Annotated in this window: 22 protein-coding genes; 18 read left to right on the top strand and 4 right to left on the bottom strand. The window is 44.1% G+C overall.

Annotated elements, in window-relative coordinates; all coding sequences use genetic code 11:
• Positions 1-140: 140 nt before the first annotated feature.
• The 8 genes from treP (at position 141) to EUBC25_RS02965 (ending at position 9,448) form a co-directional block, all read left to right on the top strand.
• Positions 141-2,126 carry a PTS system trehalose-specific EIIBC component gene (treP, locus tag EUBC25_RS03000; RefSeq protein WP_230106771.1) on the top strand — a complete coding sequence of 662 codons (1,986 nt, stop codon included), beginning with the start codon at positions 141-143 and terminating at the stop codon, positions 2,124-2,126.
• Between the two features lie 15 nt (positions 2,127-2,141).
• The gene (treC, locus tag EUBC25_RS02995) at positions 2,142-3,788 is read left to right on the top strand and encodes an alpha,alpha-phosphotrehalase (protein WP_230106770.1); all 1,647 of its coding nucleotides are present in this window, start codon (positions 2,142-2,144) and stop codon (positions 3,786-3,788) included.
• 17 nt (positions 3,789-3,805) lie between these two features.
• A complete protein-coding gene (locus EUBC25_RS02990; protein WP_230106769.1) occupies positions 3,806-4,063 on the top strand; it encodes an HPr family phosphocarrier protein in 258 nt (85 codons plus the stop codon).
• 12 nt (positions 4,064-4,075) lie between these two features.
• Entirely contained in the window at positions 4,076-5,707 is a 1,632-nt protein-coding gene (ptsP, locus tag EUBC25_RS02985; protein WP_230106768.1) for a phosphoenolpyruvate--protein phosphotransferase, read from the top strand.
• Positions 5,708-5,785: 78 nt separating this feature from the next.
• Positions 5,786-7,081: an L-cysteine desulfidase family protein gene (locus tag EUBC25_RS02980; RefSeq protein ID WP_230106767.1), complete on the top strand. Its 1,296-nt coding sequence runs from the start codon at positions 5,786-5,788 to the stop codon at positions 7,079-7,081.
• A 47-nt stretch (positions 7,082-7,128) separates the two neighbouring features.
• On the top strand, positions 7,129-7,515 hold the full coding sequence (locus EUBC25_RS02975; RefSeq protein WP_230106766.1) for a diacylglycerol kinase family protein: 387 nt from the start codon (positions 7,129-7,131) through the stop codon (positions 7,513-7,515).
• Between the two features lie 42 nt (positions 7,516-7,557).
• Complete coding sequence (locus tag EUBC25_RS02970) at positions 7,558-7,872, top strand: phasin family protein (protein WP_230106765.1); 315 nt, start codon at positions 7,558-7,560, stop codon at positions 7,870-7,872.
• Positions 7,865-9,448, top strand: coding sequence for an ABC1 kinase family protein (locus EUBC25_RS02965; RefSeq protein ID WP_230106764.1), 1,584 nt, complete (start codon positions 7,865-7,867; stop codon positions 9,446-9,448). The genes EUBC25_RS02970 and EUBC25_RS02965 overlap by 8 nt, the downstream gene beginning before the upstream one ends.
• Before the next feature lie 34 nt (positions 9,449-9,482).
• Here EUBC25_RS02965 and EUBC25_RS02960 read toward each other — a convergent pair whose 3' ends face one another.
• Positions 9,483-10,094, bottom strand: a complete 612-nt coding sequence (locus EUBC25_RS02960; RefSeq protein WP_230106763.1) for a TetR/AcrR family transcriptional regulator — start codon at positions 10,092-10,094, stop codon at positions 9,483-9,485.
• 212 nt (positions 10,095-10,306) lie between these two features.
• On the opposite strand from EUBC25_RS02960, the gene EUBC25_RS02955 reads away from it, so the two are divergent.
• From EUBC25_RS02955 to EUBC25_RS02935, 5 genes are read left to right on the top strand one after another with little or no spacing between them, the layout of a single operon-like run.
• Entirely contained in the window at positions 10,307-10,642 is a 336-nt protein-coding gene (locus EUBC25_RS02955) for an SCP2 sterol-binding domain-containing protein (protein ID WP_230106762.1), read from the top strand.
• A gap of 34 nt (positions 10,643-10,676) precedes the next feature.
• Positions 10,677-11,621 carry an alpha/beta hydrolase gene (locus EUBC25_RS02950; RefSeq protein WP_230106761.1) on the top strand — a complete coding sequence of 315 codons (945 nt, stop codon included), beginning with the start codon at positions 10,677-10,679 and terminating at the stop codon, positions 11,619-11,621.
• Positions 11,621-13,021 carry a condensation domain-containing protein gene (locus EUBC25_RS02945; protein ID WP_230107535.1) on the top strand — a complete coding sequence of 467 codons (1,401 nt, stop codon included), beginning with the start codon at positions 11,621-11,623 and terminating at the stop codon, positions 13,019-13,021. Before EUBC25_RS02950 ends, EUBC25_RS02945 begins: the two co-directional genes overlap by 1 nt.
• Positions 13,022-13,050: 29 nt before the next feature.
• Positions 13,051-13,284 (top strand): acyl carrier protein, encoded by a 234-nt coding sequence (locus EUBC25_RS02940; protein WP_230106760.1) that lies wholly within the window; start codon positions 13,051-13,053, stop codon positions 13,282-13,284.
• A gap of 17 nt (positions 13,285-13,301) precedes the next feature.
• Entirely contained in the window at positions 13,302-14,825 is a 1,524-nt protein-coding gene (locus EUBC25_RS02935; protein WP_230106759.1) for an AMP-binding protein, read from the top strand.
• 27 nt (positions 14,826-14,852) lie between these two features.
• On the opposite strand, the gene EUBC25_RS02930 is transcribed toward EUBC25_RS02935, so the two are convergent.
• Positions 14,853-15,428, bottom strand: a complete 576-nt coding sequence (locus tag EUBC25_RS02930; RefSeq protein WP_230107534.1) for a biotin transporter BioY — start codon at positions 15,426-15,428, stop codon at positions 14,853-14,855.
• 201 nt (positions 15,429-15,629) lie between these two features.
• Here EUBC25_RS02930 and EUBC25_RS02925 point away from each other — a divergent pair, with 201 nt between their 5' ends.
• Positions 15,630-16,136 carry a transcription repressor NadR gene (locus EUBC25_RS02925; protein WP_230106758.1) on the top strand — a complete coding sequence of 169 codons (507 nt, stop codon included), beginning with the start codon at positions 15,630-15,632 and terminating at the stop codon, positions 16,134-16,136.
• Between the two features lie 57 nt (positions 16,137-16,193).
• Here the strand turns inward: EUBC25_RS02925 and EUBC25_RS02920 are convergent, their stop codons facing one another.
• A complete protein-coding gene (locus EUBC25_RS02920) occupies positions 16,194-16,706 on the bottom strand; it encodes a ferritin (RefSeq protein ID WP_230106757.1) in 513 nt (170 codons plus the stop codon).
• Between the two features lie 136 nt (positions 16,707-16,842).
• On the opposite strand from EUBC25_RS02920, the gene EUBC25_RS02915 reads away from it, so the two are divergent.
• The gene (locus EUBC25_RS02915) at positions 16,843-18,042 is read left to right on the top strand and encodes a class I SAM-dependent rRNA methyltransferase (protein WP_230106756.1); all 1,200 of its coding nucleotides are present in this window, start codon (positions 16,843-16,845) and stop codon (positions 18,040-18,042) included.
• A 4-nt stretch (positions 18,043-18,046) separates the two neighbouring features.
• Here EUBC25_RS02915 and EUBC25_RS02910 read toward each other — a convergent pair whose 3' ends face one another.
• Entirely contained in the window at positions 18,047-18,919 is an 873-nt protein-coding gene (locus tag EUBC25_RS02910) for a LysR family transcriptional regulator (protein ID WP_230106755.1), read from the bottom strand.
• 238 nt (positions 18,920-19,157) lie between these two features.
• On the opposite strand from EUBC25_RS02910, the gene EUBC25_RS02905 reads away from it, so the two are divergent.
• The 3 genes from EUBC25_RS02905 to EUBC25_RS02895 are packed head-to-tail and all read left to right on the top strand — an operon-like array spanning position 19,158 to position 23,268.
• Positions 19,158-19,655: a MarR family winged helix-turn-helix transcriptional regulator gene (locus EUBC25_RS02905; protein ID WP_230106754.1), complete on the top strand. Its 498-nt coding sequence runs from the start codon at positions 19,158-19,160 to the stop codon at positions 19,653-19,655.
• Positions 19,621-21,360, top strand: a complete 1,740-nt coding sequence (locus EUBC25_RS02900) for an ABC transporter ATP-binding protein (protein WP_230106753.1) — start codon at positions 19,621-19,623, stop codon at positions 21,358-21,360. The genes EUBC25_RS02905 and EUBC25_RS02900 overlap by 35 nt, the downstream gene beginning before the upstream one ends.
• Positions 21,361-21,381: 21 nt before the next feature.
• Positions 21,382-23,268 (top strand): ABC transporter ATP-binding protein, encoded by a 1,887-nt coding sequence (locus tag EUBC25_RS02895; protein WP_230106752.1) that lies wholly within the window; start codon positions 21,382-21,384, stop codon positions 23,266-23,268.
• Positions 23,269-23,306: the final 38 nt, after the last annotated feature.

Genomic DNA, 23,306 nt, shown 5'->3' with positions numbered 1-23,306 from the left:
TTCACATCCAGTCTTCCTTTTTACTAATTCATATTATAAGTGGGTAAAATAGGAGAAGTCAAGGAATATTCTTGACATGTTTAAACAAGTGTGATATTTTATACTTGTTCAAACAAGTTGGAACGGAAGGAGAGAAAACGATGGCAAAGTATGAAAATGATGTCAGACAGCTTCTGACTCTGATCGGAGGGAAGGAAAATATCCAGGCTGTCTCACACTGTATGACCCGGATGCGATTTGTACTTGTAGATCCTGAAAAAGCAGATGAAAAAGGAATCGAGAAGATTCCCAGTGTAAAGGGAACCTTTACTCAGGCAGGGCAGTATCAGGTTATTATAGGGAACGATGTGGCTGTATTTTATAATGAATTTACTGCATATGCAGGAATCGAAGGAGTCAGTAAAGACGCCGTAAAGGCAGCGGCAAAAGCGAACCAGAATCCTCTGCAGAAAATAATGGGAGCGCTGGGAGAGATTTTTGCTCCGTTGATACCGGCTCTGATCTGCGGCGGTCTTATTCTGGGTTTTCGAAATGTCATCGGTGAAATTAATTTCTTTCATAACGGAACAGAAAGTCTTGCAGATATTTCACAGTTCTGGGCAGGAACATATCAGTTCCTGTGGCTTATTGGAGAAGCGGTATTTCATTTGCTGCCGGTAGGTATCGTGTGGTCTATTACAAAGAAAATGGGAACGACACAGATTCTCGGTATTATTCTCGGACTGACGCTGGTATCCTCACAGCTTCTCAATGGCTTTAGTGTGGCTGATACTCCGGCAGGAGAGATTCCGGTATGGGATTTTGGATTCGCTAAGGTAGAGATGATCGGCTATCAGGGCCAGGTGATCGCAGCTATGCTGGCCGGTTTCGTGCTGGTGTATCTGGAGAAATTTTTTAAGAAGCACTGTCCGGAAGTGATCAGCATGATCGTGGTGCCTTTCTGTTCCCTTGTACCGTCAGTCATCATCGCACATACCATTGTAGGGCCGATCGGCTGGAAGATCGGAGACGCTATTGCAAATGTGGTTTACAATGGCCTGATGTCTCCGTTTGGGGTAGTATTTGCAGGTGTATTCGGACTTTTATATGCACCGATCGTTATGACAGGACTGCATCATATGACAAATGCAATCGACTCACAGCTTACAAATTTATATGACGGAACAATTCTGTGGCCTATGATCGCCCTTTCTAATATTGCCCAGGGATCTGCAGTTCTTGCAATGTCTGTGCTGCAGAAGAAAAATGAACGTGCACAGCAGGTTAATATTCCGGCATGTATTTCCTGTTACCTTGGCGTTACAGAACCGGCCCTTTTCGGTGTGAATTTGAAGTATGGATTTCCGCTGATCTGCGGCATGGCGGGATCCTGTATTGCAGCTATGATTTCAGTAGGCAGCGGCGTTCAGGCATTCAGTATCGGTGTAGGAGGGCTCCCGGGAATCCTTTCTATTAAGCCGGAATTTTACCTTTACTTCCTGCTGGCTATGGCGGTGGCGATTGTGGTGCCGTTTCTTCTGACATTGATTGTTGGAAAGAAGAAGCTGTCAAACACAGATTTCCTGGGTGAGGATATAGAAATGACGGCTGCAGATACAGAAAAGTCAGAAGCAGATACAGCAAAGGAAGGGGCTGCCGAAGGAATTGCAACAGCGCCAAAAGAGGAGGCTTTGACAGAACTGAAAGCAGGGCTTTCCGGAAAAGTAATCCCACTGGATGATGTGCCGGACAATGTATTTTCACAGCATGTTATGGGAGATGGAATTGCCATTGAGCCATCCAGTGATACAGTCGTGGCGCCGGCTGATGCAACAGTCAATGCAGTCATGGCAGATACAGGCCACGCATGTGGGCTGACATTTGCCAATGGCATGGAGCTTTTGATCCATGTCGGGGTAGATACCGTTGACATGAATGGAGAAGGATTTACCCTTCTTGTGGAAGAAGGACAGAAAGTGAGAGCAGGAGAAGGACTCATCCGATTTGATAAGGAAAAGATCCACGCAGCGGGGCACCCTTCTGTAACAGTCTTTATTGTAACAGAGGAGGGAAGCGCAAAGAATATCGAATATCTGTCCGGAATGGAAGCAGAAGCGGGGGAGACACCAGTGATTCGTTTTGAATAACAGGAGGAAAAAAGGATGGCAGATTTTAAGAAAAGTGTCGTATATCAGATTTATCCAAAGTCATTTTACGATACAGATGGGGATGGTCTTGGTGATCTGAAAGGAGTTACTGCGAAACTGGATTATATAAAAGATCTGGGAGCGGATTATATCTGGATGACGCCCTTCTTCGTATCACCTCAAAATGACAATGGATATGATGTGGAAGATTACTATAACATTGACCCGCGGTACGGAACAATGGAGGATTTTGAGGAACTGTCAAGAGAGGCTAAAAAAAGAGGAATCAAGCTCATGCTGGATATGGTGTTCAATCATACGTCAAGCCGTCATGAGTGGTTTCAGAAGGCGCTTGCAGGCGACCCGAAATACAAGGATTTTTACATTTTCAAAAGGGGAAAGGCAAATGGAGAGCCGCCCACTAACTGGGAGAGTAAATTCGGCGGGAATGCATGGGAGTATGTAGAAAAGTTTGATGAATATTACCTTCATCTTTTCGATGTGACCCAGCCGGATCTGAACTGGGATAATGAAGAAGTAAGAAAAGAGATCCAGAAGATTGTAAAATTTTGGATGGCTAAAGGAGTAGAGGGCTTCCGTTTTGATGTGGTCAATCTGATCAGCAAAGGAGAGTTCAAGGATGACTATGAGGGGGATGGAAGGCGTTTTTATACAGACGGCCCTAATATACACAAATACCTGCAGGAGCTGAATGAAACAACATTTGGTACAGATGCCGAAATTATTACAGTAGGAGAAATGTCCAGCACTTCCATGGAAAACTGTTACCGCTATGCAAATGAGGACGGTAAAGAGCTTTCAATGGTGTTTAGTTTCCATCATCTGAAAGTGGATTTTATGGGAAATGAAAAGTGGGTTATTGTGCCCTTTGACTTCCAGAAACTGAAGAATATCCTGTTTGACTGGCAGACTCATATGGCGGAAAATCACGCGTGGAATGCAGTGTTTTGGTGCAATCATGATCAGCCGAGAGTGGTCTCCAGGTTTGGCAATACTGAGAAATACTGGAAGGAATCGGCGAAAATGCTGGCGGCAGCTATTCACTGTCTGCGCGGAACACCCTACATTTATCAGGGAGAAGAACTGGGCATGACAAATGCAGGATTTACGGATATTTCCCAATATAAAGATGTGGAAAGTCTGAATCATTTCCGGATTTTGCAGGAGAAGGGGTTGTCGAAAGAGAATGCCTATCAGATCCTTCAGATCCATTCCAGGGACAACAGCAGGACGCCTATGCAGTGGAGTGATGGAATAAACGGAGGATTTACAGAAGGGAATCCATGGATTCAGGTTAATGAAAACACCTGTTTTATCAACGCTGAAACGGAGCTTCAGGATCCGGATTCTGTGTTTATATTTTATAAAAAGCTGATTCGGCTTCGTAAAGAGTATGATATTATTGCATACGGAGAGTTTGAGCCAAAAGCAGAAAAACACCTTTCTATTTTTGCTTATAAGCGATATTATAAAGGAAAAGAGCTTCTGGTAATCAACAATTTTTACGGAAATCACGTCCGCTGGGATGCAGGAGAGGATTTGGAGCTGTATGAATGTCTGCTTGGCAACTATGAGAAGCAGGATATAAATGGAACAGAAGTAATTTTGAAACCATATGAGACAATGATTTTATATAAGTAAGAGAGGAGAAGATAACTATGAAAACATTTCAGTACACTATTCAGGATGAACTTGGTATTCACGCAAGACCGGCAGGACTTCTTGTAAAAGAAGCAAAGAAATTCCAGTCTGTCATTACGCTGGAAGGAAACGGAAAGAAAGCGGAAGCAGGAAAGCTTCTGGCTATTATGGGAATGGGCTTAAAACAGGGAGCAGAGATTACCATTACTGCAGAGGGAGCGGATGAAGACGCCGCCATCGCTGCAATGGAAGAGTTTATGAAAGCAAATTTATAAAAGAGGTGCGCCATGAAAATTTATCAGGGGAAATCGATTCTTAAAGGAATTACTATAGGTAAAATCCTCTATTACTCCAAAGAAGAACAGATGGTGCAAAGGAGGAGCATTACTGATACGGAAGCAGAATGGAAACGTTATGAAGAGGCGAAAGGCCAGGCATCCGATCAGTTGAATGCCCTTTATGAAAAAGCACTGAAAGAAGTGGGAGAGACAGGCGCCGCTATTTTCGAAGTACATGGAATGATGCTGGAGGATGACGATTTTAACGATTCCATTAAAAATATGATCGAAGCTCAGAAGGTCAACGCAGAATATGCGGTCGCTTCCACGGGAGATAATTTTTCGCTGATGTTTTCACAGATGGATGATGAATATTTCCAGGCAAGATCTGCCGATATCAAGGATATTGCAGAGCGTGTCGTAAGAATCCTTCAGGGAAAAAATGCAGATGGAGATCTTGGAGATGTGCCGGTGATCCTGGCGGCAAAGGATCTGGCGCCCAGCGAGACTGTTCAGATGGACAAATCCAAACTGCTTGGATTTGTGACAGAGCTTGGTTCTTCTAATTCCCATACGGCTATTCTGGCACGTACAATGAATATTCCCGCCTTGATCGGTATTCCGGTCAGTGAAGAAATGAATGGGAAGATGGCAGTGATTGACGGGGTAAAGGGTGAATTGATCGTAGAGCCTGACGAGGAACTCCTTGCTTCTTATCAGGAGAAGAAAAGAGAGGAAGAACGGCAAAGAGAACTGCTTCTTCAGCTGAAGGGTAAAGAAGACGTCACCCTGGATGGAAAGAAAATCCGGCTTTACGCCAATATCGGCAGTGTGGGCGATGTGGCAAGGGTGCTTGCCAATGATGCGGACGGCATAGGGCTTTTTCGGAGTGAATTTTTGTATCTGGAAAAAGATACTTTCCCGACAGAAGAAGAACAGTTCCAGGCATACCGCACGGTGGCAGAGACCATGGCAGGTAAGAAGGTGATCATCCGTACGCTGGATATCGGGGCCGATAAACAGGCAGATTATTTTAATCTGGATCATGAAGAAAATCCGGCAATGGGATATCGGGCGATCCGCATCTGTCTTGACCGCCCGGAGATTTTTAAGACACAGCTCCGCGCGCTGCTTCGTGCCAGCGCATATGGAAACATTGGCATCATGTATCCCATGATCATCTCTGTAAATGAAGTGCTCCAGGCAAAGAAATATGTGGAAGAGATCAAGGCAGAGCTGGACGAAAAGGGCATTCCATACGGGGATGTGGAACAGGGCGTTATGATTGAAACGCCGGCGGCGGTTATGATCAGCGCACAGCTTGCCAGGGAAGTGGATTTCTTCAGTCTTGGAACAAATGATCTGACCCAGTATACGCTGGCGATTGACCGTCAGAATGCAAAGCTGGATAACATTTATGATTCTCATCATCCGGCAGTCTTGGAAATGATTCGTATGACAGTGGAAAACGGTCATAAAGAAAACTGCTGGGTAGGTATCTGCGGGGAGCTTGGCGCAGATACAACTTTGACGGAAACATTCCTGAAAATGGGCGTGGACGAATTGTCGGTATCACCGGGAAGCGTGCTGCCGATCCGGGAGATTATCAGAAAGACGAAAATAGGGGACGGAGGTTTTTAAAAACTTCCGTCCCTTATTTGTGTCCTTGATTCCGGGGAGCATTCTATTGTATGATGAGAGAAAAGGAGGAGATTCATTATGCATGAACTTTCACAGATGATAAAGGATGATATGAAGCCGGCGCTTGGGGTAACAGAGCCGGGAGCGATTGCTTTTGCGGTGGCGAAAGCAAAAAGCTATACAAAGGGGACAGTAGAGAAGGTTACAGTATCCATGAACAGCGGAATGTACAAGAACGCCTTCACATGCGGGATCCCCGGAACAACTGAAGTGGGGAGTGCCTTTGCGGCCGCTCTTGGAGCAGTGGCTGCCGACCCGGATAAGGGACTGGAATCTCTGGCGGATGTAAAGGATGCAGATGTACAGGAAGCAAGAAAAATGCTGGAAGAAGGAAAGATAACAGCCAGACTGGAGGGGATTACGAGCCGGATTTTTATTAAAGCGGAGGTGGAAACAGCAGAAGATACAGCATGTGTGACGATTCGGGACTCTCACACCAACATTACAGAAATTACTGTAAATGGAAAGGAAGTCTTTGGAACGGAGCCGAAGGACAGTTACCCGGTACAGGAAGAAGAGGAGACAGTACACCCGATTCATCGCTATACATTAAAGGAGCTTTATGAATATGCTGATTCCGTGCCGATTGAGGAGATTTCCTTTATAGAAGAAGCATATCAGACAAATCTGGCGCTGTTCCATGAAGGGCTGGAAAGTCCAAGAACTACATTTGCCCGTCAGCTTCTTAACATGAACGATGGAAAAGAAATTTCCAAAGATGAGCAGGCGACGGCTTCGCTTTTGTGTAATGCGGCGATTGAGGCAAGAGTAATAGGTCTGGATAAGCCCGCTATGAGTATTACCGGGTCAGGCGCCCACGGAATTATTGCGACAATGCCTTTATATGGAGCGTATAAAGTAAACGGATATACGAAAGAACAACTCTTGAGGGCAACGGCTCTTAGCTATCTTGTCTGTATGTATATTAAGGAATACTCGGGAAAATTGTCCGCATTCTGCGGCTGTGCCATTGCAGCAGGATCAGGCATGGCATGCGCTCTCGTATATTTAAGGGGAGGCACAGTGGAAATGATGGCCCATACCCTAAACAATATGGCCAGCAGTATTACAGGAATGATCTGTGACGGGGGAAATCAGGGGTGTACGATGAAGGGAATCGCAGCAGTGGATGCGGCATATAAATCCGTAGATTTTGCAATGCATGGAATCTATATTGACGATGTACACGGAATTAACGGGAAAACACCGGAGGAGACAATGCGAAATATGGGGCTGATCGCTTCGCCTGGCATGACAGGAACAGAAAAGACAATTGTGGAGATATTTGAAGGCAAACGAAGATTTTTCTCTTAAAATCTGCTATAATGATTATACAATTTGTTTCCGGGAGGAAAAACTATATGGAAAAGCCCAAAAAGGATCCCATTTACAAAAGTTTTGGTTATGCATTTGAGGGAATATTTGCAGTCATAAAAAAAGAGAGAAATATGAAGATTCACTGTTGCATGATGATCCTGGTTATTGCAGCCGGTATTTTTTTTCAGATTTCCGTGATAAAATGGTGCCTGTGTTTTAGTTTGTTTGGGCTCATCATGGCGCTGGAAATGGTGAATACAGCAGTGGAAGCAGTGGTAGATCTTGTGACGGAGGAGAGAAGACCGCTGGCAAAGCTGGCAAAGGATGCTGCCGCCGGGGCAGTCCTGATCGCCTCTATTATGGCTGCAGTGGCAGGAGTTATGATCTTTGTTCCGGAATTTTTGCGGTTTGCGGATCAGATTTTCATATAGGAAACCGGAATATATCAGATTGGGTAGAAAGGAGACTGGACAATGGAAAATTTTGGAGATGGCATGAAAAAGATACTGCTGGCAGGGATTGGAGCAGTGGCAGTAACGACAGAAAAGTCAAAAGAAGTGCTGGATGAAATGGTAAAAAAAGGGGAATTGACTGTAGAGCAGGGAAAAGCCCTTAATGAAGAATTGAAGCATAATATCAAAAAAACGATGAAAGATAAGGTCAATGTCTCTGTCAAGGCTTCCTCTCCGGAGGAGTTGGACGAGCTGTTGGATAAAATGACGCCGGAGCAGATACAGGCTTTGAAGGACCGTATTCTTGCAAAAGAGGCTGAGGAATCCGATGAGTAAAAAAGAATCCGGAGAATATAAAAGCCGGCTTCGGGAAATGGTGGATATCCTTCGAAAGTATGAGATCACCAGAGGGCTGACTCCGGAAAAATTAAGGCTGATCCTGGAAGATCTGGGACCGACTTATATCAAGATCGGACAGATCATGTCCATGCATTCTGATATTCTTCCAAAAAAATACTGCGATGAGCTGATGAAATTAAGATCAGATGTAAAACCGATGCCTTTTTCAGAAGTTTCTGATGTGATAGAAGATTCTTATGGCTGTGCCTGGGGGACTATTTTTAAGGAAATCAGTGAAAAGCCTCTCGGTTCTGCCTCTATCGCACAGGTACACCGGGCTGTATTAAAGGACGGATCTCCCGTTGTGATTAAAGTGCAGCGAAGGGGAATTTATGAGATGATGGCCCGGGACATTGCGTTGCTTAGAAAAGCGGCAAAGCTGATTCCGTCTGCCACTATCAAGGGCATGGTGGATATTGACATGGTTTTAAATGAGCTTTGGGATGTGACCCGTGAGGAAATGAACTTTCTTACAGAAGCGGCTAACATGGAAGAGTTTGCCAAGAAAAATGAAGGAATTTCCTTTGTGGGGACTCCCGTTCTTTACCAGGAATATACGACCCTTCATGTCCTTGTTATGGAATATATTGATGGATTTGAGGTTGATGATAAGACAGCGCTTCTGGAGAACGGCTATGATCTGAAAGAGATTGGAAGTAAACTTGCAGATAATTATATGAAGCAGATCATTGAGGACGGCTTTTTTCATGCGGATCCCCATCCCGGTAACTTAAGAATCCGTGACGGCAAGATCATATGGATTGACATGGGGATGATGGGACGGCTTACAGAGAGAGACAGGGAGCAGATTGCAAAGGCTGTACGCGGTGTGGCTGCAAATGACATTGGAATGATTCAGGATGCAGTTATGATTCTGGGCGAGTTCAAGGAACCGCCGGATCCCAGCCGTCTGTATGAGGATATCAACAACCTTTTATCCAAATATGGAAGAGTGGATATGGGGAATATTGATGTCGCTGCCATCACTATGGATCTCATGGATGTCATGAAGGAAAATGGAATTATTATGCCTCATGGTCTTACGATGCTTGCAAGAGGTCTGACACACATGGAAGGGGTGCTGGCAGAAATTTCACCGGAGATCAATATGGTTGAGATTGCTGCCGGAAGGATCAAGGAAAGTCTGCTGAAAAATTTTGATTGGAAGAAGGAGCTGAAAAGCAGCGGAAAAAGTTTTTACCGGGCTTTTCACAGAGCGCTTGATATTCCGACCCTTGTAGCCGATGCCGTACAGGGATATCTGAAGGGTCAGACGCGCGTTAATCTGGATCTCCATGCTTCCACAGAACTTTCACGGCTTCTAAGAAGAATGGTGCAGAATATTGTAATGGGACTGTGGGTAATGGCGCTTCTTATCAGTTCCAGTATTATCTGTACAACAGATATGAAGCCGAAGATATGGGGAATCCCGGCACTGGGAGCGCTGGGATATCTTATCGCTTTTGGAATTGTTATGTATGTATTTATCAAACATCTTTTTTCAAAAAAATAAAGCTGAGACAGTTTATGAACACTGTCTCGGCTTTTTATATTGTCATTAAAAAATTTAAGGATCCGGTCGGATTTTCTGTCCCTTTTTCAAGAAGAGAGGCAAGGCCGGCAATGGTATCTTCTATTTCCTCACGTGTAGATGGAATCAGTGTGTTATCCAATTTTACGGTCAAAACAATCAAGACAATTTCGGCCAGGGCTTCCGAACGGTCGAAATGGATTTCTCCTCTCTCAATTCCCTGACGTATGATCGCTGCCAGCTCCGGCTTTAGTTCGGAAATCAGATGATTTAAATATTTTTGATGCAGAAAGGCCTTTTCCTGAGCGCCGGATGCAGTCGTTCCTTCGGATTTCAAAAATTCAGAAGAAGAATTGCGGCATGCCTGGAAGATCATTGCCATGCGTGTAAAGGGGGAAATATCCGGCTGGCTTGTAAGACTGCGGGCAGTTTGTATGGGCTTTTCGTAATTTCTTTGGATCAGTGCATCCAGGATCGCATTTTTGGACGGAAAGTAATAGTAGATACTGCCTTTCCCGATACCGGCAGTCTGCGCAATTTCGCTGACGGATATTGTCTGTATGCTGCGGTCTTCCAGAAGAGTCTGAAGTGCATCCAAAATTTTTTCGTATTTTGCCTGATTGGCCATCTGCCTCGCCTTTTCCTTTCTGTTGCTGTCATTTTGATTTACAGCTTAGTATAGCACAGATGTATCAGAAAAGCCAATGAAAATCCTTACAAAAATGACGGAAAATCCTTCCGGTATTTTAGCGTAATCACTATTGACCGATAGTCGAAAAGATGATATTTTAACAACAGAAAAGATACGACCAATGGTCGAAAAAAGGAGGAAAATGTAGAATGACTTATGCGGATATGTTTGCAGAGGTAAAAGGAATGTTCATGGAGGCGGATGTAAGCGATATAACCGAGCACCTGGCCTATCAGTTCAATATTACAGGGGAGGCAGAAGGAATTTTTTATGTGGAAGTAAAAGAAGGGAAATTGTATGTAGAGCCTTATGAGTATTTTGACAGGGATGCCATGTTTATCTGTACAGCAGAGACTTTGATGAAGATAGCATCCGGGAAGCAGGATCCGATCCTGGCGGTAACCCTTGGAAAACTGAAAGTAGAAGGAAATATAGAGAAAGCTTTAAAACTGAAACAGTTTATTGACAGCAGGAAAAAGAAATAGAAAAAGGTAAAACAGGAAAAGGATCGGTGAAGAAATGAAACGAGTGATCAAAACAGCGGCAGCAGCGCTTCTTAGCCTGACATCTGCCGGAATAGGAGGAACCGCCTATTTCTACCGACGCACTATGAAGAGGTCAGAGGCAAAGACCGAGCGTACGATCAAGATGTCAGGCACGGACTGGCATCAGTATGAACCTTTTATGAAAGCGAGAAAAAAGTGGATGCTGTCTCAGCCGCACAAAGATGTATATATAAAATCTAAAGACGGTTTAAAGCTCCATGGGACTTACTTTAAAGGAGAAGAAGGAAATAAGGCAGTGATCTGTTTCCACGGATATACGAGCCAGGGAATGAGCGACTATATCGGACTTTCAAAATACTATCTGGAAAAAGGATTTCGCATGCTTCTGGCAGATGAACGCGCCCATGGGCAGAGTGAAGGGGAATACATAGGATTTGGATGTGCGGACCGGTGGGATGCGCTGGAATGGATCCGGTGGATGATAGACGAGGCAGGGGAAGAGGTACAGATCCTTCTTCATGGTACATCCATGGGAGGAGCGACTGTCTTGATGACGGCAGGGCTTGAGCTTCCTGAACAGGTAAAGGGAATCGTATCCGACTGCGCCTTTACTTCACCGAAATATGTATTTACTCATGTGCTGAAAACGATGTACCATCTTCCTGCTTTTCCCATGATCCCCATTGCAGACCGGGTAAACAAACGCCGGGCAGGATACGGCCTGGACGAATGCAATGCAGCCCGGGAAGTAAGAAAGGCCAAAGTTCCGGCTCTTTTGATCCATGGAGAGAAGGACAGATTTGTCCCCTGCTCTATGTGTGAAGAGATTTATGAGAATTACGGGGCTCTAAAATCAAAGTTGATCGTGCCGGGAGCCGGACATGCAGAAAGCTATTATAAAGAGAGAGAAATGTATGAAGAAGCCCTCAATGCATTTATAGGAGGAATTATAAAATGATGAGAAAACGAAAAGGACATCCGGTATATCCGCTGACTGCCGCACAGAAATTTCATTTCTTTTATCAGGAAAAGTGCCCGAAAAAGGAAGTTCTGAATATCGGAACCAGTCTGACTATTGAAACAGATATTGACTGGGATGTGCTGCGACAGGCTATTTATAAGGCTTATGAGCGGAGTGAAGGAATGCGGGTACGTTTTGCAAAAGATAAAGACGGGAGCATTTATCAGTACATTGTGGATCAAGAAGAAAGGGAAATAGAATTTGTAGATTTTTCCGGACGAACCATGGAAGAAGCAGAAGAAGAGATGAAGTCCTGGACCAAGGTACCCTTCAGACTTCAAGATTCTCCCATGAACCGGATTGTTATGATCCGCATGCCGGATGGCTATAACGGTATATATCTTCTCGGAGATCATAGGACATTGGACGCCCAGTCTTTGATCGCTTTTCTGAAAGATATTATTGAGCTGTACTGCAACGCTAAATATGAGGGGGTTCCGTATCCTAAGGACATGGCTTCCTATGTGGAGCAGATTCAAAGAGATCTTGCCTATGAGGCGGGAAGCAGAGCGCAGCAAAAAGACAGGGAATTCTTTGAGAAGATGATTGAAGAGTCAGAGCCTATATACAACGGGCTTAGAGGACCGGAAAAACTTGAAGAGGCCAGAAAAAACTATAATGATCCCACATTAAGGGCAGCTTTTAATACGTCAGATTCCGTAGATTCCGCCATTGATATTTTCCATCTGGAGGAAGAACCGACCAGGAGACTTATGGCATTCTGCGAAGAGAACCATGTCTCTTTGGCTTGTCTGCTCATGATGGGACTTCGGACTTATTTTCAGAAAATGAATGGAAATGACGATGTGTCCATCAATATGGCAATTGCAAGAAGAGCAACGCTGAAAGAAAAAAAGTCGGGAGGTACGAGGATCCATTCTTTTCCGTTCCGGACCGTCATATCTGGGGAGAAGAGCTTTCTGGAGGGGATTTATGAGATCCGGGATAAACAAAATGAATATTTCCGCCATGCAAATTATGATCCGGTTGAATATTTTGCGCATCGGGCAATGGTATATCCTCATGAACCGGGCCTTACTTATGAGCCGATGTCGCTGACCTATCAGCCTATGACACTGAAAGAAAAGGGGCTGGAGCAGCTGGGGGATATTAAATATAAGACAAAATGGTATCCCAACGGAGCCACAACGCAGGCAATGTATCTGACGGTCATGCACAGACCGGAAGATAACGGACTGGATTTTAATTTTGAGCATCAGGTGAAAGCAGTATCAAGAGAAGACCTGGAATACCTGTACTATTATCTCTGCAAGATCATGTTCAAAGGTGTGGAAAATCCAAATCTTAAGATTGGAGAAATTATTAAGTTGATTTAGTCATAAATTTATGAAAAGAGGAAAAGGAAATGTTTGAAAAACTGACAGAAATTATTTGTGAATATGTGGAAGTGGAACAGGAAAATATACATCCGGACTCCCGTTTTATAGAAGATCTTGGATTCACGTCTTTTGATTTTATGAGTATGCTGGGCGAACTTGAGGAAGAATTTGATGTGGAGATCGAGCAGACAGAGGCAGCTGATATCCGCACTGTACAGGAAGCGGCAGACTATCTGGAGAAGCTGACAGCAGAAAAGTAAGGGAAGGGATCAGGAAAATGATTTGTACTACAATTCGTGAGATATTGACACGTACAGAAGAAAAATATGGTTCAGAGGATGCGGTGAGATATAAAGCCGGGAAAAATGAAATTGTGTCCAGGACATATACTCAGCTGAAAGAGGATAGTGAAGCATTTTCACGTACCCTTGAAAGCCTGGGACAAAAGGGGAACCATGTGGCTGTGATCGGAAAGACATCTTATGAATGGCTGACTGCCTACTTTGGAACTGTAAACAGCGGAAGTGTAGCGGTGCCGCTGGATGTCTCGCTTCCGGCAGACGAAGTCTGTGAATTAATAAATCGCGCAGATGTTACGGTGCTGGTAGCGGACGACTGCCGCAGAGATGTGCAGGAAATGGCGGAGAAAGTCTGTCCGAAATTGAAGGATATTATTTCCATGCAAAAGGAACAAGGCGGAAGAAGAGAAAGCGATAAGGTTCTGTCCTTTTCAGGTCTTTTGGAAGAAAACAGGGGCAGTTTCCAGGAAATGCCGGATCCGGATCAGCTCTGTACCATCATGTTTACGTCTGGAACGACGGGAAAGAGCAAAGGCGTCATGCTGACACACAGAAACATGGCAGAAAACGCTACCTGCCTGGATATGAAGATTCCGGAGAAAACGGTGCTTTTATCTGTCCTTCCCATCCATCACGCTTATTGTCTGAGTATGGATATCCTAAAGGGAATGTCTCTGGGAGCGGTGGTATGCATCAACGACTCCCTTATGAGAGTTGCCAAAAATATCAAGCTGTTTCAGCCGGAAATGATTTTAATGGTTCCGCTTATGATTGAAACACTGGCAAGGAAGCTGGAGGATGCATCCCTGATCCCGCCGGCTATTGTGAAGGCAAAAGTATTTGGAAAGCAGCTTCACACAATCTGCAGCGGAGGCGCTTATCTGAATCCGGATTATATTGATCTTTTTAAACGCTATGGGATCACAATTCTGCAAGGATACGGAATGACGGAATGTGCGCCGGTTATCAGTAATAATGTAAGCTGGAACATGAAAAAAGAAAGCGTAGGACAGCTTCTTCCGAATTGCAGGGCAAAGACTGTGGACGGCGAACTTTGGGTAAAAGGAAGCAGCGTCATGCAGGGATATTATAAGATGCCGGATGAAACGAAGGAAACACTGTCAGATGGCTGGCTGAAGACAGGGGATCTGGGGTATGTGGATGAAGAGGGTTTTGTATTCCTGACAGGAAGAAAGAAAAATCTGATCATTACAAAAAACGGGGAAAACGTATCGCCGGAAGAGTTGGAAAATAAATTGGGTGAAAGCCGTCTTGTACAGGAAGTTCTGGTGAGAGAATGTGATGGAGTGATTGAAGCGGAAATATTTCCGAGCGAAGAATATGTGAAAAAGAAACATATAAAAGATATAAAATCAGCACTTCAGAAACTAATTGATGACTATAATCAAAGTGCGCCTTTGCATAAAAGGATATATAGATTAAAGGTACGAGAGCAAGAGTTTGAAAAAACCACCTCCCGCAAAATAAAAAGACAGCAGTAAAAAAATACTTTCCAATCTGAATATCTGTCAGTTGGAAAGTATCTTTTTTTTCAGGATAAGAAGCCGTCTGGCTGTGATGGAAGCCAGAATACATAAAAGATAATCGCCGGCAGCCGTAAGGAAAAAGCAGTTTATGAGAACAAGTTTCCAGGAAACCGGAACATGGATAACATAGTTGCTGACAAAATAAAAATATAAGTTTCCGGAAAGATACATCACTGCAAATCCGGCAGTTGAAATGAAAAGGTATCCCCATATTTTTTGAGGAGGAAACTTTTCAGACAGCCATCCGGTAACACCGGCGGCAAAGACAAATCCTAAGAGAAAGCCGAAGGTTGGCTTCAGGAGATAGGAAGGGCCTCCGCCTGATGCAAATACAGGTACTCCGCATAAGCCGATGAGAAGATAGATTCCCACGCTTAAAGCGCCAAGTCTGCCGCCAAGTACAAACCCGGCGAGCAGTGAAAAGAAAAACTGCAGAGTAAAATGCATGGGAAAGGGCTCCACAGGAATACTGATCTGAATAAAGGCGCCGATAGCAGTCAGCGCGGTAAAAAGACCGCACAAAGTAAGCTGCTGCACTTTCCGTTCCGGCTTTTGCATAGTTTTTTCTTTAGAGTATTCTTTCAAGATGATACACCTGCTTATGTGAAAGTATGCATTTTGGCATACGATTGAACTGTAACGAATTATATTATAAAAGTGGCATGTAAACTTGTCAAGAAAGCGAAGGTTTCATTTCTCCATGGTTTCATAAAAAGGAACAATGTGATATAATTCTTTAGAGATGGAGGTAACAAAAAGATGACTGGTTCAGAGCGAAGAGAAAATATCATCCGGCAGATACGAAACAGCAAAGTTCCGGTTGCCGGAAAACAGCTTGCAGAAGACTATCAGGTAAGCCGTCAGGTTATCGTGCAGGACATTGCACTGATCCGGGCTTCGGGATACGATATTATTTCTACAAACAGAGGGTATATTTTAAACGGTCCGGCGGAAGTAAGCAGAGTTTTTAAAGTACAGCATACAGACGAACAGCTGGAAGAAGAACTGTGCGCGATCGTAGACCTGGGAGGATGCGCAGAAAATGTTATGGTTAATCACAGAGTCTACGGACATCTGGAAGCGCCGCTTCATGTCAGCTCCAGACGTAAGGTGGCTGAATTTATGGAAGATATACATAGCGGGAAATCAAGTCCTCTGAAAAATATTACGTCCAACTATCATTATCATAAGGTGACTGCCGACAGTGAAGAGACATTAGATATGATCGAAAGTGAATTGAAAAAGAGAGGATTCCTGGTAGAATAAATAGAGAAGGTGCACAGATGTCTGTGCACCTTTTTTGCGATAATGGAAAGGATAAATTTACAAAGTGAGTGACGGAGCAGTGTATGTTCTTCCGCCCAATTCCTGATCCAGCATATAGAGGCTCTTGGCGTCGTCTCCGAAAAGCTCCATTTTTTTGATCAGGTCGCTGGCATTTGTTTCTTCCTCACCCTGCTCTTTTACAAACCAGTCAAGGAACTGCATGGTACGGAAATCTTTTGCTTCATAAGCAGCTTCATAAATGGTATGGATCAGTCCTGTCACATATTGTTCGTGCTCATAGCCTGCTTTCAGAGGATCCATTTTCTCGGAAAGTACAGCGTCCGGTTTGTCTATGGATTCAAAGGTAACAGGAACATCGTTATTCTGCATGTACTGGATAAAGAGCATAGCGTGGTCTCTTTCTTCCTGTGCCTGGATCTGGTACCAGTTTGCAAAACCGTCCAGCCCCTGTTCTTTATAGAAGTTTGAAAAACTCAAGTAAAGATAGGCGGAATAAAACTCTTTATTTACCTGTGTGTTTAATAACTGTGAAACTTTTTCACTCAACATGATCAAACAACTCCTTTATCATAATTATGAAATATTTTGCAATATCAGTATACCTCCGGAATATAGAAAAAACAATCCTGTATTTACAAATGGCAGCGAGGGATTTAAGATGGAAATACAACAGGAGGAAAAGGATATGAGTATGGCATTAGTGACATTAAAAAAAGGTGAGGGACGTTCTTTAAAAGCAGGAGGAGCATGGATTTTTGACAATGAGATTGAGACAACCGTGGGAAGTTTTGAAGATGGGGATATTGTAATGGTGCATGACTTTGACGGTTATCCCATGGGGAAAGGATATATCAACAGCCATTCCAAAATAAGAGTCCGTATGCTTACAAGAGATAAAGATCAGGATATCAACGAGGAATTTTTTCGAAAGAGGCTTGCAGATGCATGGGATTATCGAAAGAAAACAGTGGATACATCCAGCTGCCGTGTTGTGTTCGGGGAGGCGGATTTCCTGCCGGGGCTGGTTGTAGACAAATTCTCGGATGTTCTGGTATTTCAGGCACTGTCTTTTGGGATGGACCGAAGGAAAGAAATGGTCATGGGACTTTTAAAAGAGGTGCTGGAAGAAGATGGAATCTGCATCCGGGGCATTTATGAGAGAAGCGACGCGAAAGAAAGAGAAAAAGAGGGATTGAAAAAAACAAAAGGATTTTTCGGCCCTGAATTTGATACCTTTGTGCCCATAGTGGAAAATGGCGTGAAATATATTGTGGATGTAAAAGATGGACAAAAAACAGGATTTTTTCTGGATCAGAAATATAATCGTCTTGCAATCCAGAAATTGTGCGGGGGAGCAAAAGTTTTGGACTGCTTTACCCATACCGGTTCCTTTGCGCTGAATGCAGGTGCAGCCGGTGCCAGAAGTGTCCTTGGAGTGGACGCTTCAGAACTGGCAGTCCGTCAGGCAGAAGAGAATGCAAAATTGAATCATCTGGAAGAAAAAGTCAAATTTATTGCGGAAGATGTGTTTGAGTTGCTTCCAAAGCTGGTAGAGCAAAAAGAAGAATACGATTTGGTTATCCTGGATCCGCCTGCATTTACAAAGTCAAGAAATTCCATAAAAAATGCAGTCAAGGGATATCGAGAGATCAATATCCGGGGAATGAAACTTGTCAAAGACGGAGGATATCTGGCAACTTGTTCCTGTTCTCATTTTATGGATTTTGAACTTTTTACAAAAACCATACGCCAGGCGGCGGCAGGAGCACATGTGCGGTTGAGGCAGGTGGAGTTTCGGACGCAGGCCGCTGATCATCCGATTCTGTGGGCGGCAGATGAGTCTTATTATTTGAAATTCTACATTTTCCAGGTGTGCCGGGAATAATGCATCAGCTTTCCTGGAGCAGCCGGGGCATTATAGAAAGGAAGCGCTTTAATGCCTGATGATCGTGATGATATTGGAAGTATACTCCAAAAGGTACTTTCGGCAGATCGGTTACAGGAATATAACATAATCCGGCTTCCCTTGCCAGGGGAATATCCGGGTACAGAGTATAGCCGATCTGGGCCTTTGCCAGCGTAAAGGCGCTTTCAATATTCTCGGTCAGATAGTGTTGCTCCGGGGGAAGCTTTGTAAGGATCTGACTGTGAGCCGCAAAAACAGAACTGGATGTCTGCCTGGGAGAACAGGCAATAAAATTTCCGGAAAGCCGGCTTAGTGTCAGGGTTTTATATTGGGCCAGCGGATGTTCCGGCGAACAGATACAAGCAATAGGAGCAAGACAAAGTTCCCTGAAAGACAGAGGGAGCTTTTTTTGCGTTTCTTTTATGCTAAGAGCGGCCAGAATCTGATTGTTTTCTACCAGGCTGAGCAAAGAGGGGAAGGGGACAAGGCGCATGGAAGGGCGGAGAAGAGGAAATTCTTCTGAAAGTTTTTGCAGTGCTGCCGGCAGAAGATTCAGTTCTGTGTGATTATGACATCCTAAATCAAAGGGGAGAAAATGATCATGTTTTCCCAGACGTTCCTTTGCCGAATGGGCAGTTTTCAAAATAAGTTCCGCATCTGAAAGGAAAAGGATTCCTTCTGGTGTGAGAGTTACATTTCGGCTGTTACGGGCGAACAGTTTTACGCCAAGTTCTTCTTCCAGTGTTTGAACCTGATGGCTCACAGCAGGCTGTGTGATCTTAAGAGCCTGGGAAGCTTTGGAAAAATTTAAATGCTCTGCAACAGCTACAAAGCATTCTAACTGTATCGTATTCATAAGAAATCCTCCTGTAAGGCAAATATCATTCTGTTATCAAATCTGAATTTATTATAAGGTCTTTTTATTTTCCATGCAATTGAAATTCACATTATTTATAAAAAATATTTATAGATAATAATAATTTTAAATTTAACTTTTGCAGAAATCTGCTGTACAATTTATATCGGACAGAAAGTAAGGGTACGAACTGTTCAGACTTAAACAATTCCGTGATCTCTAGGAGGTGTTTATACAAATGGATGAAGAATTGCTTTATATGATGAGGAAAATCAGTCTGAATTGGACGATGCAGCTGGAAATGAATTTGAAGGACAAAAATGTGACCGGCATCCAGGTTTATTTTCTGGTGTATATTTTGAGGCATCACGTGAAAGGTACGTATCTTACGGAATTATACCATGAAATTGGAGTATCGAAAGCGACACTGTCCGCAATGATCAAAAAACTGATAAAAGAAGGTTATCTCTACTTTCAGGAAAATCCGGAAGATATCCGGAAAAAGAAAGTGCTTCCGACGGAAAAGCTTATGGCAGATAAAGAGGAATTTTTAAAAAGGGCCAGGCAGACAGAAGATAAAATCTGCAGCGCTCTTAACTGTCAGGAGAAAATGAAACTGCGGGAATTAGAGCAGAAGATTTTGGAGCAGTGTGAACGTACGGAGCATAAAGAAAAAAAAGAAGACGGGAGGTTTTATAAACATGAGAAAAGTTTTACAGCAGCTGGGAAAGTATAAGCGCAGCACCTTTCTGTGTATTAGCCTGACGACCCTTGAAGTTATTATGGAAATTCTGATGCCCTTTGTCACTTCCATCATTATTGACAGGGGGCTGGAAGCAGGAAATTTGCCGGTCGTTTACCGATATGGGGCACTGATGGTCCTTATGGCTTTTTTGAGTCTGGTATTTGGCGCTACAGCAGGAAAAAATGCAGCAAGTGCGGCTTCCGGACTGTCGGCCAATCTGCGGGAAGCAATTTATGCTAATATACAGACTTTTTCTTTTTCTAATATTGATAAATTCAGTGTCCCCGGTTTGGTGACACGCATGACTACGGATATTACAAATGTACAGAATGCATTTATGATGATCGTTCGAGTGGCAGTCCGTGCGCCGCTGAATCTGATCTTCAGTTTTGTAATGTGCCTGATCATCAGCCCGCGGTTAAGTGTTATGTTTCTGATTGCCGTTATCTTTCTTGTGGCTGTGATCGGAATCATTATGGTTGTCACCCTCAAGATTTTCCGTCAGGTTTTCCGGAAATACGATGACCTAAATGCCAGTGTTCAGGAAAATGTAACGGCCATCCGGGTGGTGAAGGCTTTTGTGCGTGAAGAACATGAAAATATAAAATTTTCAAAAGCGTCGAAAACACTTTATGATCTTTCCGTTAAAGCAGAAGGACTGCTGGCGTTCAACAATCCGGCCATGATGGTAGCGGTCTATTTCTGTATTATTTCTGTTTCCTGGCTGGGAGCGAAATTTATTGTAGGCGGTTCTATGACTACAGGAGAGCTGACAAGTCTTTTCAGCTATGTCATGTCTCTTTTAATGAGCCTTATGATGCTTTCTATGGTTGTGGTTATGATCAGTATGTCTCTTGCCAGTATCCGGCGTATCAGTGAAGTACTAAGCGAAGAAGCAGATTTGAAAGATCCGGAAAATCCGATAGAGGAAATTACAGACGGGCGTGTAGACTTTAATCACGTGAATTTTTCCTACAAGCACGGCAGCGGAAAAAATGCTCTGTCAGATATTGACCTTCATATAAAAAGCGGAGAGACAGTAGGAGTGATCGGAGGCACCGGTGCCGGCAAGAGCAGTCTCGTCAACTTAATATGCCGTTTATATGATGTGGATGAAGGGTCTGTATGTGTGGGCGGCGTGGATGTCCGGCGGTACGATACAGAAGTCCTGCGAAATCAGGTTTCTGTGGTGCTGCAGAAAAATACGCTGTTTTCAGGCAGTATTCTCGATAACCTGCGGTGGGGAAATCCGGATGCTGCAGAAGAAGAGTGCATAGAGGCCTGCAAAGCTGCCTGCGCAGATGAGTTTATCGAAAAAATGCCGGGCGGTTATCACGCCAGAATCGAAAGGGGCGGCGCCAATGTTTCAGGCGGTCAGAAACAACGGCTCTGTATTGCACGTGCGCTTCTGAAAAAGCCCAAAATACTGATCCTGGATGATTCTACCAGCGCGGTTGATACGGCCACAGATGCCAGTATCCGGGCAGCATTTAGAACAATGATACCCGGAACAACCAAGATCATTATTGCCCAGCGTATCTCCAGCGTTCAGTCAGCAGACAGGATTCTGGTACTGGATGATGGAAAGGTAGATGCTTTTGACACCCATGAAAATCTACTGAAGAGCAATGCAATTTATCAGGAGATTTATACGTCGCAGATGGAAGGCGGCGGCGACTTCGACCAGCCCGCTTAAATGAAAGGAGGAAACTGATTTATGAACGAGAAAAAATCCAGACCCGGGGCAAACAGAGCCATAAAGATGGTGGGACGGGTCATCCGATATATGCTTCACTATTACAAATATTTGTTTCTGATCGTGGTTGCCTGTATCATTGTTACGGCTATTGCCACAGTTGTGGGGGCGACCTTCCCGCAAAAGCTGGTAGATAATTATATTATGCCTATGCTGGAGAGCGGCTCCAATGATTTCAGCAATCTGGCGAAAGACCTTTTTTATCTGGCGTGTGTGATGGCTGTCGGCGTTCTCTCTGCATTTGCTTACAACCGAATTATGGTAAATGTGAGTCAGGGAACGATGCTGCATCTGCGGGATGATTTATTTTGTAAAATGGAAGCGCTGCCGATTAAATATTTTGATACACATGCCCACGGAGATATTATGTCTGTCTATACGAATGATGTAGATACTTTGAGACAGCTGCTAAGTCAGAGCGTTCCCCAGATCATTAACTCAGTGATTACCATGACCGCCACGTTGGTTACCATGCTGATTTTGAATCCGGCGCTGACGGTGATCTCAATTTTGACAGCTGCAGTCATGCTTTTTGTCACTTCCAAATTATCCGGATTGTCCGGAAAATACTTTATCCGGCAGCAGATTGACCTGGGAGCAGTAGACGGGTTCATTGAAGAAATGCTGGATGGCCAGAAGGTAGTGAAAGTCTTCTGCCATGAGCAGGCCGCCATAGAAGAGTTTCACAAAGTAAATGAAAAGTTAAGAGACAGTGCAGATAAGGCAAACACCTATGCCAATCTGCTGATGCCGGTCAACGCCAATATCGGCTGGATCAGTTATGCGCTTGTGGCGATTGTGGGAGCTATCCTGGGGGTGAATGGACTTGCCGGAGTTACGATCGGAACAGTCATTGCATTTGTGGGACTGAATAAAAGCTTTACCAATCCGATTACGCAGGTGAGCCAGCAGCTGAATTTTGTTGTCAATGCGGCAGCAGGTGCGCAGAGAGTCTTTGATCTGATGGATCAGGAAGCGGAGGAAGATGACGGATATGTGGAATTGGTCAACGCAAAAGAAGATGAGAAAGGCCAGCTTATAGAATCAGCCGTCCGCACAAATCTGTGGGCGTGGAAACATCCCCATAAGGCGGAGGGGACAGTTACGTACACAAAACAGGAAGGAAAAGTTGTCTTTGATGATGTGGATTTCGGATATACGGATGATAAAATCGTACTGCATAACATCAGTCTCTGGGCAAAACCAGGCCAGAAGATTGCCTTTGTAGGAGCTACCGGAGCGGGTAAGACTACGATCACCAATCTGATCAACCGCTTCTATGATATTGCAGACGGTAAGATTCGTTATGACGGTATTAATATCAATAAAATCAAAAAGCAGGATCTAAGAAGATCACTGGGAATGGTGCTGCAGGATACCCATTTATTTACCGGAACGGTTATGGATAATATTCGCTACGGTAAGCTGGATGCAACAGATGAAGAATGTATCCGCGCTGCAAAGCTGGCAAATGCCGATGGCTTTATCAGGCGCCTGCCGGAAGGGTATCAGACACAGCTTACCGGAGACGGCGCTAATTTGAGTCAGGGACAGAGACAGCTTCTGGCGATTGCCTGTGCTGCTGTGGCTGATCCGCCGGCGCTGATTCTGGATGAGGCTACTTCCTCCATTGATACCCGTACGGAAAAACTGGTGCAGGATGGAATGGATGCTCTGATGAAGGGAAGGACAACATTTGTCATTGCCCACCGTCTGTCTACAGTCAAAAACTCGGACTGCATTATGGTAATGGAACAGGGACGCATCATCGAAAAGGGCACCCATGATGAGCTGATCGCGGCAAAAGGAAAATATTATCAACTATATACAGGGAACTTTGCAGCTTAAGAAAAATGCTGCAGTATCAATCTGTTAATCAGACGTTG

Source organism: Claveliimonas bilis (genome assembly GCF_020892095.1).
In the GTDB taxonomy this organism is placed as follows: domain Bacteria; phylum Bacillota; class Clostridia; order Lachnospirales; family Lachnospiraceae; genus Claveliimonas; species Claveliimonas bilis.
Note: the sequence above shows the minus strand (reverse complement) of the source record. Positions and strands in the feature narration are given on the sequence as shown.